This is a genomic window from Microbacterium sp. F51-2R (assembly GCF_052180235.1).
In the GTDB taxonomy this organism is placed as follows: domain Bacteria; phylum Actinomycetota; class Actinomycetes; order Actinomycetales; family Microbacteriaceae; genus Microbacterium.
Genome location: NZ_CP197470.1, coordinates 169,214 through 183,762, shown reverse-complemented (window position 1 = coordinate 183,762; position 14,549 = coordinate 169,214). Strand labels below are relative to the sequence as shown.

The 14,549-nt window shown below is 70.7% G+C and carries 11 protein-coding genes and 1 tRNA gene; 6 read left to right on the top strand and 6 right to left on the bottom strand.

The features are described from left to right. Window positions 1–2: 2 nt before the first annotated feature. A complete protein-coding gene (locus ACSBPH_RS00860) occupies window positions 3–506 on the bottom strand; it encodes a glutathione peroxidase (RefSeq protein ID WP_442575737.1) in 504 nt (167 codons plus the stop codon). A 60-nt stretch (window positions 507–566) separates the two neighbouring features. Between ACSBPH_RS00860 and dusB the strand changes: the two genes are divergently transcribed. The 5 genes from dusB to ACSBPH_RS00835 all read left to right on the top strand — a co-directional run bounded on the left by dusB (window position 567) and on the right by ACSBPH_RS00835 (window position 5,944). Next, window positions 567–1,733 (top strand): tRNA dihydrouridine synthase DusB, encoded by a 1,167-nt coding sequence (gene dusB, locus ACSBPH_RS00855; protein ID WP_442575736.1) that lies wholly within the window; start codon window positions 567–569, stop codon window positions 1,731–1,733. Beyond that, window positions 1,723–3,096, top strand: a complete 1,374-nt coding sequence (locus tag ACSBPH_RS00850; RefSeq protein WP_442575735.1) for a deoxyguanosinetriphosphate triphosphohydrolase — start codon at window positions 1,723–1,725, stop codon at window positions 3,094–3,096. The genes dusB and ACSBPH_RS00850 overlap by 11 nt, the downstream gene beginning before the upstream one ends. Further along, window positions 3,096–4,955 carry a DNA primase gene (dnaG, locus tag ACSBPH_RS00845; protein WP_442575734.1) on the top strand — a complete coding sequence of 620 codons (1,860 nt, stop codon included), beginning with the start codon at window positions 3,096–3,098 and terminating at the stop codon, window positions 4,953–4,955. Before ACSBPH_RS00850 ends, dnaG begins: the two co-directional genes overlap by 1 nt. Window positions 4,956–5,029: 74 nt before the next feature. After that, entirely contained in the window at window positions 5,030–5,815 is a 786-nt protein-coding gene (locus ACSBPH_RS00840) for an ATP-binding cassette domain-containing protein (RefSeq protein WP_442575733.1), read from the top strand. A gap of 56 nt (window positions 5,816–5,871) precedes the next feature. Next, window positions 5,872–5,944, top strand: a tRNA-Asn gene (locus ACSBPH_RS00835). Between the two features lie 110 nt (window positions 5,945–6,054). Here ACSBPH_RS00835 and ACSBPH_RS00830 read toward each other — a convergent pair. From ACSBPH_RS00830 to def, 4 genes are all read right to left on the bottom strand, one after another. Further along, entirely contained in the window at window positions 6,055–6,387 is a 333-nt protein-coding gene (locus ACSBPH_RS00830) for an STAS domain-containing protein (RefSeq protein ID WP_442575732.1), read from the bottom strand. Next, a complete protein-coding gene (locus ACSBPH_RS00825; RefSeq protein WP_442577220.1) occupies window positions 6,371–8,344 on the bottom strand; it encodes a glycosyltransferase in 1,974 nt (657 codons plus the stop codon). The genes ACSBPH_RS00830 and ACSBPH_RS00825 overlap by 17 nt, the downstream gene beginning before the upstream one ends. 56 nt (window positions 8,345–8,400) lie before the next feature. Next, entirely contained in the window at window positions 8,401–10,932 is a 2,532-nt protein-coding gene (opgC, locus tag ACSBPH_RS00820; RefSeq protein ID WP_442575731.1) for an OpgC domain-containing protein, read from the bottom strand. 163 nt (window positions 10,933–11,095) lie between these two features. Beyond that, a complete protein-coding gene (gene def / locus ACSBPH_RS00815) occupies window positions 11,096–11,662 on the bottom strand; it encodes a peptide deformylase (RefSeq protein WP_442575730.1) in 567 nt (188 codons plus the stop codon). 57 nt (window positions 11,663–11,719) lie between these two features. Between def and ACSBPH_RS00810 the strand changes: the two genes are divergently transcribed. Continuing rightward, window positions 11,720–12,709: a DMT family transporter gene (locus ACSBPH_RS00810; RefSeq protein ID WP_442577219.1), complete on the top strand. Its 990-nt coding sequence runs from the start codon at window positions 11,720–11,722 to the stop codon at window positions 12,707–12,709. Window positions 12,710–12,722: 13 nt separating this feature from the next. Here ACSBPH_RS00810 and ACSBPH_RS00805 read toward each other — a convergent pair whose 3' ends face one another. Beyond that, entirely contained in the window at window positions 12,723–14,345 is a 1,623-nt protein-coding gene (locus tag ACSBPH_RS00805; RefSeq protein WP_442575729.1) for a RecQ family ATP-dependent DNA helicase, read from the bottom strand. Window positions 14,346–14,549 lie beyond the last annotated feature (204 nt).

The following is a 14,549-nucleotide window of genomic DNA, read 5'->3' as shown; positions in this document are numbered from 1 at the left end:
CGCTAGGCGGGGAGGTTCTCCTCGATCACGCGCACGATGGCGGGGTCGTCGGGCTTCACGTTCGGACGGAACCGGTGCATCGCGCCGTCGGGCGTCAGCACGAACTTCTCGAAGTTCCACAGCACGGGGCCGCGCTTGCCCTCGGCATCCTTCGTCCGCTTGAGCGCCTTGTAGAGCGGCGCCGCCTTGCCGCCGTTGACCTTGACCTTGTCGAGGACGGGGAAGGAGACGCCCCACGTGACCGAGCAGTACTCGAGGATCTCGTCCATCGACCCCGGCTCTTGACCGGCGAACTGGTTGCACGGGAATCCGAGCACCGTGAAGCCCCGGTCGGCGTAGGCCCGCTGCAGCTCCTCGAGCTGCTCGTACTGGGGCGTGAGGCCGCACTTCGAGGCGACGTTGACCACGAGGAGCACTTTGTCGCCGTAGTCGGCGAGCGTCTTGGTCTCGCCTTCTGCGGTCTGGAACGGGATGTCGCGGAGCGAGATGTCGACGGCCTGAGTCATGTTCACAGGCTAAGCGACCCTGTCAGGGAGAGGCCCGGTTTCGTCTGGGAGAATGGAGGGATGACGACCGCCCTCGCTCCGGCCCGCGCGCTTCGCATCGGGCCCATCGAGCTCGATGCGCCCGTCGTGCTCGCTCCCATGGCCGGCATCACGAACACCGCCTTCCGCAGACTGTGCCGCGAGTACGGCGCCGGGCTCTACGTGAGCGAGATGATCACGTCGCGCGCCCTCGTCGAGCGCAATGCCACGACGATGCGCCTCATCACGCACCACGAATCCGAGACGCCGCGGTCCATCCAGCTCTACGGCGTCGACCCCAAGACGGTCGCCGAGGCGGTGCGGATCCTCGTGGCCGAAGACCGGGCCGATCACATCGATCTGAACTTCGGATGCCCCGTCCCCAAGGTCACCCGCAAGGGCGGCGGCGCGGCGCTCCCGTGGAAGCGCGAGCTCTTCCGCGACATCGTCACCGGCGCCGTCCGCGCCGCGGGGGACATCCCGCTGACGATCAAGATGCGCAAGGGCATCGACGCCGACCACCTCACCTACCTCGAGGCCGGACGCATCGGCGAGGACGCCGGCGTCGCCTCGATCGCCCTGCACGCCCGCACGGCGGCCGAGTTCTACTCGGGCCAGGCGGACTGGTCGGCGATCACGAAGCTCAAAGAGACGGTCACGAGCGTGCCCGTCCTCGGCAACGGCGACATCTGGTCGGCCGACGACGCGGTGCGCATGATGGCAGAAACCGGCTGCGACGGCGTCGTCGTCGGGCGCGGATGCCTCGGCCGCCCGTGGCTCTTCGGCGACCTCGCCCGCGCTCTCGGGTCGCCCGGCGCCGCGGTGGGCGAGCCCGTCGACGCGACGCTCGGCTTCGTCGCCACCGCGTTCCGCCGTCACGCGGAGCTGCTGACCGAGTTCTTCGAGGACGAGGACCGCGGCTGCCGCGACATCCGCAAGCACGTCGCCTGGTACTTCAAGGGCTACCCCGTCGGGGGCGACACGCGCGCACGGCTCGCGACCGTCTCGAGCCTCGCCGAGATCGACGAGCTCCTCGCGACCCTCGACCTGGAGGCGCCGTACCCCGGCGAGGCGGCGGAGGGCCAGCGCGGCCGGGCCGGAAGCCCGAAGCGCCCGGCCCTGCCCGACGGCTGGCTCGACTCGCGGGAGCTCGGTGCCGAGGCATCCTGCGCCCTCGCCGAAGCGGAACTCGACCACAGTGGCGGCTGACGGCGCGCTGTCCGCTGCCGCGACGGGGGCGGTCGTCGCCTCCGAGCGGCCGGCAGGCTACGACGACACGGATGCCGCGCGATTCCACCCCGAGCGCCACCGGTCGCAACGCGACGACTTCGCCCGCGACCGTGCGCGCGTGCTGCATTCGGCGGCGCTTCGCCGCCTGGCCGCCAAGACGCAGGTGCTCAGCCCCGCGAGCCCCGTCGACTTCGCGCGCAACCGGCTGACGCACTCGCTCGAGGTGGCGCAGGTGGGTCGCGAGCTCGCGACGGCGCTGCGGCTCGCGCCCGACGTCGTCGACACGGCGTGCCTCAGCCACGACCTCGGGCACCCGCCCTTCGGCCACAACGGCGAGCGAGCGCTCAACGACTGGGCCGACGACGTCGGAGGGTTCGAGGGCAACGCGCAGACCCTCCGCATCCTCACGCGCCTGGAGCCGAAGGTCGTCGATGACGACGGGGTGGGCTTCGGACTCAACCTCACCCGCGCGAGCCTCGACGCGACCTGCAAGTACCCATGGACGGCGGAGCATCCGCTCCCCGATCCGGGCGGCCGCCTCAAGTTCGGCGTCTACCCCGACGACGAACCGGTCTTCCACTGGATGCGCCAGGACGCGCCGGGTCGCGTGCGCTGCATCGAGGCCGAGGTCATGGACCTCTCCGACGACATCGCGTATTCCGTCCACGACTTCGAGGACGCGATCGTCAACGGCTACCTCGACCCGGCGCGCCTCCTCGACACGCACGAGCACGAGGCGCTCCTCACCGCCATCCAGGCGTGGGTCGGATTCGACTTCGCCCGCGACGAGCTCGCCGACGCGCTCTACCGGCTCATGCGCATGCCGGAATGGATCCGCTCGTTCGAGGGCACGCGCGCCGACCACGCGCGCCTCAAGAACCTCACCTCCGACCTCATCGGCCGTTTCGCCCGCGCCGCGACGACCGCGACGCGCGAGGCGTACGATCTGTCGGTGCTCACCCGCTATCGCGCCCACATGGTGGTGCCGCGTGTCGTCGAGGCCGAGATGGCGGTGCTCAAGGGCATCATCGGCGCGGTCGTGGTGTCGATGGAGGGCCGCAAGGGGCTCTACAAGGAGCAGCGCCGCGTTCTCAAGCGCCTCGCGACCGCGTTGTGGGAGCGCCCCGAGGCGCTCGACCGCATCTACGCCGAGGACTTCGCGATCGCCGAGACGGATGCCGCGCGCCGCCGCGTCGTCGTCGATCAGGTCGCGAGCCTGACCGACCAGCTCGCCATCTCGTGGCACGGACGCCTCGTCGGCGAGGTCGACGCGGCATCCATCGGCGTCTGGGCGCCCGGTTCGCCCACGCCCGCACGCCGCCTCTCGCGCGAGGACGCCTGATGGCAGGGCGGATCCGTCAGGCCGACGTCGACGAGGTCAAGTCCCGCACGAACATCGCCGACATCATCGGGGAGCGCGTCGCCCTGAAGTCCGCGGGCGTCGGCTCGCTCAAGGGGCTGTGCCCCTTCCACGACGAACGCAGCCCGAGCTTCAACGTGCGCCCGCAGGCCGGCTTCTACCACTGCTTCGGCTGCGGCGAATCGGGCGACGTCTACTCGTTCCTGCGCAACATCGACCACCTCTCGTTCACGGAGGCCGTCGAGCGCCTCGCGGGACGCATCGGGTACACCCTCCACTACGAGGACGGGGGTGCTGCCCCCGAGACCTCCGGGCGCGCCCGCCTGTACGCCGCCAATGCGGCCGCCGCAGAGTTCTTCCGCGCACAGCTCGCGACCCCGGAGGCCGACATCGCGAGGCGGTTCCTGGGGGAGCGCGGGTTCGACGCCGGCGCGGCCGCGCACTTCGGCGTCGGCTTCGCCCCGAAGGGATGGTCGGGAATGCTCGACGCCCTCACCGGGCAGGGCTTCTCGCGCGACGACCTGATGGCGGCGGGCCTCGTGTCGCAGGGACAGCGCGGCGTCTACGACCGCTTCCGCGGGCGCGTCGTGTGGCCGATCCGCGATGTCACCGGTCAGGTGCTGGGCTTCGGCGCACGACGGCTCTTCGACGACGACAACGGCCCGAAGTACCTCAACACGCCCGAGACGACGATCTACAAGAAGGCCCAGGTGCTGTACGGCCTCGATCTCGCCAAGCGCGAGATCAGCCGCAGCCATCGCGTCGTCGTGGTCGAGGGCTACACCGACGTCATGGCGTGCCATCTCGCGGGCGTCACGACGGCCATCGCGACCTGCGGCACGGCGTTCGGCTCCGACCACATCACGGTGCTCCGGCGCGTCATGGGCGATGACTCGGCCGCCGGCGAGGTCGTCTTCACGTTCGACCCCGACGCGGCGGGGCAGAAGGCAGCGCTGCGCGCCTTCGCCGACGCCAAGCGGTTCAACGCCCAGACCTATGTCGCCGTGGGTCCCGAGGGCCTCGACCCGTGCGACCTGCGTCTGCGCCGCGGCGACGGCGCCGTACGCTCCCTCGTCGACACGAAGTCGCCCATGGTCGAGTTCGTGCTGGACCAGCGCATCTCGGGCTTCGACCTCGCGAGCGTCGAGGGCCGCGTCGGCGCTCTCCGTGCCGCGGCGCCGGTCGTCGCGGAGCTTCGTGACCCGCTGCTGCAGCCCGAATACGTCCGGGTGCTCGCCCGCCGGCTCGGCATGGACACCGAAGACGTCCGGCGCGAGGTGGAGCGCGCCGGCCGCGCCGGGGAGCGCGGTCCCGCGCGGCCCGCACCCGATCGGCCGCCGGAGGAGGGGACGGATGCCGCGCCCTTCGTCCGCGTGACGCTCGCGTCGCTCCCGCGCACGGCCGACGTCGCCGTCGAGCGCGACGCCCTCATGGGGCTCCTCCAGTTCGGGCACCGCCTCGACCCGCAGCTGCGCGAGCGCGCGTTCGCGCTGCCGTTCCGCCACCCCGCCCTGGAGGCGGTCCGCGCGAGCGTCGCGCCCGACGCCGCGGTGGATCGTCCGGGCTGGGCGGCCGAGGCGATCGGCGCGGTGCGGGAGCCCTTCCGCTCGCTCGCGGCCGAGCTCCTCACGGCGGACTTCCCGGCGCTCACCGACGACGAGGCGGTGGCCTCGGCATCCTCTCTCTGCCGCAGGCTCATCCAGCGGTCGCTGGATCGCGAGAAGGCGGAGCTGCTCGGGGCGATCCAGCGCGTGCCGGCCGACTCCGAGGAGGGCCGCACGATCCGCCTGCGACTGCGGGAGCTCGACATGACCCGGCAGCAGCTCACCGCCGACGCGTAGAGGGGGCAGGGCGCCTCGGCCCCGCCCTGTCAAGATCGTTGGCGCCACGCAGCCGCGCAGGGCAGGATGTGACCATGCCCCGCCGCCGTGACGCCGATGTCGCCATCCGTGCGACCGATCTCTCGCTGGCGCGGTCGACGCGCGGGGCGGCCGACGTGCGCGTCGTCGACGGGGCCTCGTTCGTGCTCCACCACGCCGGCACGCTCGCGATCATGGGCCCGACCGGGGCCGGCAAGTCGAGCCTCGCGGCGATGCTCGCCGGAATCGAGACGCCGGGTCTCGCCGTCGTCGGCGGCGACGCGTGGGTCGAGGGCATCCCGGTGCGCCATCCCGGCAGGTCGCGGCGCGAGTGGACGTACTTCACCGGCTATCTCGCGCAGTCCGCGGGCGCTCGGCTCCCGGCACGGATGACGGTGGCCGATGTCATCGGCGAACCCATCACGAGCCGCGACCGGCGGGTCAACCAGCGCGCACTCGCGGTGCGGGTCGCAACGCTCCTCGACGAGCTGCTGCTGCCGCTCGGCGCGGCGGCGAAGTACCCGTACGAGCTGAGCGCCGGAATGCGGCAGCGGGTCGCCTTCGCCCGCGCGCTCGTGCTCGCACCCCGCGTCTTCGTGGGAGACGAGCCCTTCGCCAATCTGGATGTCGAGGCGCGCCGCGCGGCTCGTGACGCGATCCTGCGGCGCCGCGCCCGCGGGATGTCGGCGCTCCTGGTGACGAACGAAGCGGAGGTCGTCAAAGACCTCTCGGCCGACGTGCTGGTGCTTCGTGGCGGTCACACCGTGGCGTACGGCCGGGGGACCGATCATCTGCTGTGGACGCCCAGCTCGGACGCGGATCATCGTCTCGTCGCGTCGTGAGCACCCCGTTTGCTTTGCTAATATGGTGTGGTTGCCCGCGCGAGAGTGCGGCACATTCCTCCATAGCTCAATTGGCAGAGCAATCGGCTGTTAACCGATAGGTTCTTGGTTCGAGTCCAAGTGGGGGAGCGAAAGCCTCGGGGCTCCACCCCCGGGGCTTTCTTCATTTCCGGAGCCCGTGCATCCGCGAAGTCCCGGGCCGGTCGCCGAGCCCGGCAACCGCCCGCATTCGCGGACGGTCAGCACTCGTAGGCGGCTTCCGGCGCGCCGACGATCGCCAGGACGCGGTCGAGGTTGGTGAGCCGCAGCACCGACACCACCTGGGCCGACGGTCGCGCGAGCCGCAGATCGCCCTCGGCGTGCCGGGCGGCCTTGAGACAGCCGACGAGCGCCCCGAGTCCCGACGAGTCCATGAACGCGACGTCGGACAGGTCGACGACGAGACGCGTGCGGCCGGCCGCGAGGGCGTCGGCGACGATCGAACGCAAGCCGGGGGCACTGACCATGTCGAGTCGTCCCGCCGCGCGGATCAGCGACACGTCGCCGGTGAGCTCCTCAACCTCGAACGGCATCGACCGCCTCCTTCTCCTCGTCGGGATCGGGTTCGAAGCCGCGATAGCCGACGGCCTGGAAGAGCACGCTCAGGATGACGAGGTCGAACACCGCCCACCCGATGTTCACGATCGTCCCCACCGGATCCGCCCCGTTGAAGATCAGGTGCACCACGCCGATCACGGTCGCGATGACGAGGAGGCCCATCACGATCAGCTGCGTGCGGATGAGATGCCACTGCGGCCCGGTCGTCTGCGGCCGGGTCTTGGGCGTCACCGCGAAGCCGAGCGGGATCCGCAGCACGACGTTCTCGAACGCCGTCGTGCACGCTTTGATCCACACGGGGAACAGCGCGAGGCTGTACTGCTGGCCCCGCCACGTCGGCGTGCCTCTCGCGGCGACCGCGAAGAGCACCTGGTTGACGAGCATGAACGGGATGAAGCGGACGAAGAAGTCGAACGCGTTCGTCGCGACGGGAAGGATGCCGAGCACGAGGAAGATGATCGGCGCGGCGATGTAGACAACCGACGCGAACCCGCTCAGGTAGCTCCACATCGTCGCGAAGTACATCAGCCGCTGGGGGAGCGAGAGCGCCCTCTGCACGAGCGGGTTCTCGCGCAGGAAGACCTGCATCGTGCCCTGCGCCCACCGCAGTCGCTGCGTGAGCATCGTCCCGAGGTCCTCGGGCGCGAGGCCGTCGGCGAGGAGCTCGTGGTGATAGACGCTCTTCCATCCCAGGCCATGCAGCCGCATGCAGGTCGCCATGTCCTCGGTGACCGAGATCGTGGCCAGCGGCATGACCGGCTGAGCCTCGCCCGGCCGGTCGACGGCGATCGTCTGGAGAACGGCCTGCACCGACTCCAGCGCATTGAGCGGCGAGAGCTGCTTGCCCGACAGCGCCGTGACGATGTCTTCGACCTCGAGCTGGGCCGCATCGCTCTGATCGCCGCCGCGCAGCCGCGCAAGCTCCCGGATCTCCGCGAGATCGTCCTCGATCCCCGCGACGTCGGACGCCACGAGCGAGAAGCTCGCCGCGTCGACGCGCCGGTGCAGGTCGTAGATGATGGCGGCGACCGACTCGCCCGCCGAGAGCTCGGTGCGTGCCTGCGAGATGGCGGCCGCGACGTCGTCGAGGGCGGCGCGCACGGCGGCGTCTCGCGCCGCGGGGTGCGACATCGACTTCGACACGGCGCGCGCCGCAGCACGCAACGCGCTGGCGAGCCTCTTGTCGAGGTCGCGGACGTATCCGACGATGCCGAGCTGCATGAGCGCCTCGCGACGGAGCACCGCGTTCGAGCCGCAGAAGAACGCGGCGTTCCACCCGTCCTTGCCCTGCTGGATCGGACCGTAGAACAGCGGCGCCTGGCTCCCGAGGGGGTCGCCCGTCGCGACGTTCGAGAAGACCTGGGGCGTCTGGACGAGCGCGACCTCCTCGTCGCGGAAGTACCCCAGCGTGTGCTCGAGGATCTCCGGACGGGGGATCTGATCGGCATCCAGGATCAGCACGAACTCCCCGGTCGTCTGCTCCAGGGCGTTGTTGAGGTTGCCCGCCTTCGCGTGCCGCGGCACGTCCTTGGTCCAGGCATCCGATCGCGTGATGTACCCGATCCCCGCCTCGGCGGCGGCCTGCCGCATCTCGGGGCGGTCGCCGTCGTCGAGGATCCACGTGCGGTGCCGGAACCTGACCGCCTCGGCGGCGATCGCGGTCGTCATGACCAGCTCGACGGGCTCGTTGTACGTCGTGATGAAGACGTCGACGGTCGCCGCCGGATCGGGCGGCGGGGGAGCCGGACGGCCCCGGGCACGCCACATCGTCATGCCGAAGAGCCCGACATCGATGAGGCTGTAGGTCTCGGCCACCACGAGCGGCACGGCGATCCACCACGCGCTCCAGTTCAGGGAGTCCAGCCACCGCCACGCGACGTAGTTGACGCCGAGCACGAGCGTGAGCACGACGATCACGCGGAGCAGCAGCATCCGCCCGGGCGAAGCCAGCGTGCTGCGGGTGTCGCCGTCAGAGCCCCGTCGCCGGCTCATCGCGGGACCACCGAGAAGAGGAACCGGGTCTTCACCATGATCCACAGGATGGCGAGGACGACGACGTAGGCGAGCGTGTCGATGAGCACGTTCCCTTCGTTGAGACCGGGCACGTTGGCGATCAGCAGCACGAAGAACACGTGCATGACGAAGACGTACAGCGTGGCCTGGCCGAGCGGCAGGAGGAACCAGCCCAGCACCTTGTTGACGGGCTGCCACAGGACGCTGAGGAGCGCGTACGCCGTGATCGTGACGAGGAACACGTTGACGAGCCGCCCCGGATCGAGGGTCGTGCGCTCGAACAGGGTGGAGTACAGCGCCGCGAAGTCGTTGGCGGGGATGATCCCGAGCCGCACGTCGTACGAGCTCGAAAGGTACGGGTTGTTCCAGGAGAAGAGCGCGAGCACGGCTGTGGCGATGACGCAGACGCCCAGGACGACCGAGCCGAACCGCGTCGAGAACCACTGCAGGATCTCGCGGCGGTGGAACCCGGCGACGGTCCCCGTGACGAACAGGACCTGCCACGTGAGAAGCGGGAACGAGTCCTCGAACTGCGAAGGCAGCAGGCGCGTCGACACGAACCGCTCCAGCACGTACACGCCCCAGCTCACGGCCAGCACGAGAGCCCACCGCCGGCGCGAGAGCGCCCAGAGGATCAGCGGCGAGAGCGCGAGCATGATGACGTAGAGCCCCAGGACGTTGACCTGCCACGGCCCGAGTCGCAGGAGCGCGAGGTCGACCACGATGGAGGGGTCGACGGGGTAGCCGAGCACCGTGTCAAAGTTCGTGTAGAGCTCGTACACGCGGCCCGTGGCGTCACTGCCGGCACCGCCGGTTCCCTGGTCGACGAAGGTCGTGACGGGCAGCGCGTTCACGAGCGGGATGAGGCTGACGGCGCCGACGATCAGCACCACGACGAGCGCGGTGACGTACAGCTTCCACGCGCGGCGTGTCGTGCGGATGGTGACCTCGCCGATGCCGCCTGCGACGAGCTTCGGCCGGTAGACCATCCCGAGCACCGCCCCCGAGAGCAGGACGAACAGCTCGGCGCCCGAGACGACGCCGATCGCCTCCTGCGTCGCGTTCTGGAGGAGCGAGGTGAGGGCGAGGTGGTTGACGACGACGAAGACGATCGCAAGGCCCCGCAGCAGATCGATCCGGAGGTCGCGGTTGGGCGGTCCGGAGTAGGAGAGCCGCGCGCCGCGCCCCCTGCCCAGTCCCCACACGACGAGTCCGGCGGTGGCGGCGAGCACGACGATGACGACAGCCCACGCCGCGGCGCCGGAGAGGGTCAGGCCGCCCGCCGCGGCACCCGGTGTCACGCCGGACGGCTGATACACGGGCCCGAACACGAGTGCGCTCGTCTTCGCGTCGGCACGGAAGGCGGCAGCCGTTGACGGGGAGCCCGAGATGCTCCAGTCGAGCACGACTTCGCCGACGACGACTCGTCGCGACGAGGAGTCGCGCCACAGAGCGACGTCGATGAGAGGGTGGGAGTCGTCCGCGACGGCATCCATCATCTGGCGCCACCACTCGCGCTTGATCGCGAGAGCGCCGTCCCCGCCGCTCGCGGGGGCGTACAGCGCCGCCGTCTCGAGCATCATCGGGGTGTCCGTCGCCGCGGCGAACCGGCCGTAGAAGTCGAGATCGCCCGGTCCGGACAGGTCGGCCTCGAGTGCCCCTGCGCGCGGGAGGGTGTTCGTGGGCGCGCCGCCGCCGCTGTCGTCGTGATACACGGCGAGCCCCACCCAGTCGACGACCGCGTCGCCGGGGTAGTACGGCCCGTACGGATCGTCGCCGAAGGCGAGGCGGCCGTCGCCGTCGGTATCGAGGGCGGGGTCGGCGGTGGGTCGCGGATCGCGGAACGGGTACGTGTCGCCCGCGACCGGCGACCACACGAGCGCGGCGTCCGGGAGAGCGTCGCGCAGCGCCGCGGCGAAGACGCGGTATGCCGCGACGTACTCCTCCGGCCGTTGGCCCCACGAGACCCAGCTCGCGTTCATGTCGGGCGCGAACCGGACGTAGAACGGGATGCCTCGATCCCCCCGGCTCTGCGCGAGTGCGGCGACGACCTGCTCGGCGGCGGCCCGGTCGAAGCCGGCGAGGTCGCCGGAGGGCTGCAGTGTGACGACGGCGAGGGCGCCGGAGGCGTCGGTCTGGCGGAAGAACTCCCCGAGGTAGCGCTTCTCGATGTCACTCACCGGCATCCGCGTCGTGTGCTCGTGGACGGCCGGAACCAGCCCGAGCCGGTCGGACTCGAGCGCGGTCGTGTCGATGCTCCAGTCGAGCGTCGCGCCGAAGTACGCGCCCGACTCGGGTGACAGCGACGCGCTCCGAGGCGGGGGGAGATCGGCGGCGGCCTCCGACGCCGTTGCGCTCGGCGAGGGAAGCGGAGACGGTGAGGCCGCAGACGCGGGCGCCGCGATCGCGAGCGAGGCCGCGGTGAGCAGCAGCACCGCGAGCGCCTTCCGGAACCACGCGGGACCGACGAGGCGCGACGAGGTGTCCGGGACGGGACGGTCGCCCACGACACTCCTTCCGATGGCATGCGAGATGGGCATGGCACGCGACCGCGGCGTCGGGCCTGGACGTGCAGGAGCCTATCGGCGCGACGTCACCGAGCCCCTACGGCAATCGGAGAATGCAGTAGTGCCGAGGAAATCTGCATCGGCAACCGGGCATCGCCCGGGCTCAGGCCTCGATGTCGTCGACGCCCGGCGTCCAGGACGCGCCGGGGCGCCCCCAGCCGCGCTTGCGGGCGATCTTCTGCGTCGTCTTCCAGTCGCTGTCGTCAAGACGGTCGATGTAGAGGATGCCGTCGAGGTGATCGAACTCGTGCTGCATGATGCGGGCGCGCCAGCCGTCGACCTCGATGCGGACGGGCAGCCCCTCCAGATCGATGCCCGTGACGAGCACCTGCTCGGATCGGCGGAGCGGGAACCGCTCGCCGGGGAACGAGAGGCAGCCTTCCGACTCGTCGTCGGGGTCGGGTTCGCCCGGCACGAGGGGGCGCATCCACAGCTCGGGGTTGATGATGACCCCGCGCCACGGCTCGCCCTCGTCGTCGGGGTAGGAGTACGTGTAGATCCGCAGCGGAACCCCGACCTGCGGTGCCGCCAGGCCCACGCCGGGCGCGGCATCCATCGTCTCGAACATGTCCGCCACGAGCGTGCGGATGTCGTCGGTGATCTGCTCGACGGTCGAAGCCGGTGCGTGCAGAACGGGATCGCCCATGATGCGAATCGGGAGAACGGCCACGCCTTGAGCCTATCGAGGCATGGGTGCGGTTAGTGTCGGAGGGTGGTGTGGGCGGCGATGACTCTCGATGAGGTGACCGACGACCTCATCGGTTTCTTCCGCGATCCGGCCATCCTGATCGGCATCCCGCTGGCGCTCCTGGGCGCGGTCTTCATGTCGTTCGGCGCGCAGTACCAGCACCGCGGGGTCACGAAGGTCGAGCGGCTGAGCGGCTCGTCCGGCAAGGCGGGGCTGAGCGGCCGCCAGCTTCTGAGCCTCCTCAAGCGGCCCTCGTGGGTCGCGGGCACCGGGATGCTGGGCCTCGCGATCATCTGTCAGCTGAGCGCTCTCGCCTTCGCGCCCCTCATCATCGTCCAGCCGATCGGCGCCATCTCGCTGGTCATCACGACGCTGCTGAACTCGCGGGTGACGGGGATCAAACCCACGGGGCGCTCCGTCATGGCGATCATCGCGTGCGTCGGCGGCATCTTCATCTTCGTCACGATCGCGGCGTTCTTCGCGACCGAGAACCCCGTCACTCCGCGCGAGACGATCGTCATCCTCTCGCTCCTCGGGATCGTCCTCCTCGCGCTCGGCGGGCTGTGGCTGTGGCTGCGCAAGCGCGGCCAGGCGCTGTTCTACATCGTCGCCTCGGGCATGATCTACGGCTTCGTCGCGACACTCGCGAAGGTCGTCATAGAGCGCATCAAGGCCAACGACTTCGACTGGCTCACGATCCTGTGCATCGTCGCACTTCTCGCCGCCGTGGCGATCGGCGCGTACTTCGTGCAGACGGCCTACGCCGTCGGACCGCCCGACCTCGTCATCGCGGGCCTCACCGTCGTCGACCCGATCGTCGCGGTGCTCATCGGCCTCACCGTCCTGCAGGAGGCGGCCAACGCCCCGCCGTGGGCGTTCGTCGGCTTCGGCATCGCGGGCATCATCGCGGTCTTCGGCGTGATCACCCTCGCCCGCTTCCACCCTCAGGTGCTCTTCGACAGCCAGGAACTGCCCATCCAGCGGGGCAGCACGCCGCCACCGACGCCGGGCCCCGAAGGCGATCACTGAGCGGCGACAGCCGCTACACCCGGGTGAGCAGGCCGTGCTCCTCGACGGCTTCGAGCCCCAGCACCTTGTAGCCCTGATCGTCGAAGAAGACCGTGATCCGGTCGCTCTCGACATCCACGACGCTTCCGTGCCCCCACTCGACGTGCTCGACGTCGGCCCCCGCCGGATAGGGCGTCGCGGACTCGTCGACCGTGTCGGTCTTGGCCGTGCCCGCGCGGCACGTGTCGCAGTGCCCGCACGGCTCGGCGAGCTCCTCGCCGAAGTACCCGAGGAGCACCCGTCGGCGGCAGTCGCGCGTCTCGGCGTAGCGGCGCATGACCTCCAGGCGCGATTCCTCGATCCGCTCACGCCGCTCCGAGGCATCCTCGGCGGCGTCGGCGGCCTGGTCGGGCGTCAGTCCACGGCGCGTCCTCGCACCCTGGCGGGTGAGCGAGACCGCCCCTCCTTCGGCGAGCAGGTTCAGCAGGCCCGTCGCGGTGCGCGCCGACACGTCGAGCTGTTCGGCGAGATCCTTCGGCCGCAGGGGAGAAGCGGATGCCTCGATCGCCGCGTAGGCCGCGGCGGCCCGCGCCCTGTCGACACCGCGTGCGACGAAGTACTTCCGCAGGCCCAGGTCTTCGGACCGGTAGAACAGCACCGCGGAGGCGGCCTCGCCGTCGCGGCCGGCGCGGCCGAGCTCCTGGTAGTAGGCGTCGAGAGACTCCGGCACGGAGGCGTGGACGACGAAACGCACGTTCGGCTTGTCGATCCCCATCCCGAAGGCGTTGGTCGCCACGACGACATCGAGGCCGTCGTCGAGGAAGGCGTCCTGCACCCCGGACCGCTCGCGGGCAACCAGCCCGGCGTGATAGGCGGCGGCGCGCAGTCCGCGCTCGCGAAGCGTCTCGGCATACTGCTCGGCCTCACGACGCGTCGCCGTGTAGACCAGGCCCGGGAGGGGGAGGGCGAGGACCTCCTCGATGACGGCGTCGCGCTTGTCGTCGTCCGACGTCGATCGGTGCACCCGCAGCTCGATGCCCGGCCGGTCGACGCCGCGCACGACCAGAACGGGGTCGGTGAGACGGAGACGGGCGATGATCTCCGCCCGGACGGGCTCGGCCGCCGTGGCCGTCAGCGCGACAGTGACCGGGTCTCCCAGTCGCGCGCGCACATCGCCGAGCCGCAGGTAGTCGGGGCGGAAGTCGTGGCCCCAGCTCGCGACGCAGTGCGCCTCGTCGACGGCGAGGAGGCCCACGTGGAGCTGCCGCAGGCGCTCGACCACGTCATCCTTCGCCAGCTGCTCGGGGGCGACGAAGACGAACTCCGCCGCGCCGTCGGCCAGCGCCGCCCATGCGTCCTCGACCGCGCGGTCGCTGAGCGACGAGTTGATCGCGACCCCGCGCGGCGCACGCGGTGTCTCGTCGAGCTTGGCCAGCTGATCCCGCTGCAGCGCGATGAGGGGCGAGACGACGACCGTGACGCCGTCGCGGATCGCTCCGGCCAGCTGGTAGACGGCCGATTTGCCGGCGCCCGTCGGCAGGACGGTGATGACATCGCGGCCGTCGACCAGCGCCGAGACGGCCTCCTCCTGCCCGTCGCGCAGGTGCTCCCAGCCGAAATAGTCGCGTGCCGTCCGCGCGATCGATCGCTCTGCCAAGTCCGGTTCCCTTCGTCGCCCGAACATCCTCGCAAGAAGCGAGGCTCGGGCCGGCGGGATTGACAGCGACCTGTGGAGAAGTGCGTAGGGCGGGTGGGACTTGTCCCTCCCGCCACTCCACACGCCGCTTCGCGGCGCGGAGCCTCCGGCGGCACCGGGCCCGCCCACGGGTGGATTCGCGCAGCCACCCACGCACACGGATGC